The sequence below is a fragment of the Acidisphaera rubrifaciens HS-AP3 genome, assembly GCF_000964365.1.
GTDB lineage: Bacteria > Pseudomonadota > Alphaproteobacteria > Acetobacterales > Acetobacteraceae > Acidisphaera > Acidisphaera rubrifaciens.
This window is the reverse complement of the sequence record NZ_BANB01000717.1, coordinates 190-990: the sequence shown is the minus strand read 5'-3', so window position 1 is coordinate 990 and position 801 is coordinate 190. Positions and strand designations below refer to the sequence as shown.

2 protein-coding genes are annotated in these 801 nt (G+C 74.0%); both read left to right on the top strand.

The window, feature by feature from the left end; translation table 11 throughout:
• Positions 1-436 (top strand): hypothetical protein (locus B8460_RS22240; RefSeq protein WP_048862787.1); only part of this gene is annotated, 436 nt, incomplete at its 5' end.
• Positions 433-801, top strand: a 369-nt coding sequence (locus B8460_RS23895) for a hypothetical protein (RefSeq protein WP_199445681.1), incomplete at its 3' end; no start/stop codon positions are given. The genes B8460_RS22240 and B8460_RS23895, both read left to right, overlap by 4 nt.

Sequence of the window (801 nt, the reverse complement as noted above, 5' to 3'; positions counted from 1 at the left end):
CCCCACCACTACCACACCCCCGCCCGACGCCGCGCTGATCGCGCTGGACGCCGACTTCCATAGGGCCTTCGCCGCCTTCGACGCGATCGAGGCCCGGCACGGCGTCGTCAACCGCGTCACCTCGGCGGCAGCCACCCGCGCGTGGAACAAGACGCATGCGATCCGCGCCCGCATGCTGTCCAGCCGCGCCGCCACCCTGACCGGCGCCGCCGTCCAGGCCGCGCACGCCTGGGGCATCGTCGACCACCTTCATGCCTGCGACCTTGACCGGATCGAGACGGAGGATTTGCGCGCGTACGTGACGATGCTGCGCGCCGGCCTCGCGTCGATCGCGGCGGTGCTGATGGCCGAGGCTGCCCCGGATGGCGCCCCGGTCGAGCGTGCCCGGCTGCTGGCGCACGCGGCGGAACTGGCGCAGCCGGGGGCCGTGGCATGACCGGCGCCCCGTCCCGCCGGGCCGCGCTGGCCGGCGCCGCCATGGCTACGCTCGCGCCGTGGCTGCCCGCCATGGCTACGCCCACCGCGTCGGGTGACGCTGATCCGGTCGTCGCGCTGTTCCGGTGCTTGCAGACGACGCAGGCACGATGCGACGCGGTGGAAGCCCAACACGACGCCGTGCGCGCCGAGCTGATCGACTGTTACGGCGCCCTGATCGTCGCCAGTGACGACGCCCGCCGCGCGCGGCTGGACACACTCGCCGAAGAGATCAACATGCTGACCGACGCGGCCGGCGCGCTGTCCGTGCGGATCGACGCGACCGCGCCCACGTCGGCCGAGGGGGCCGCGATCAAGCTCCGGCTG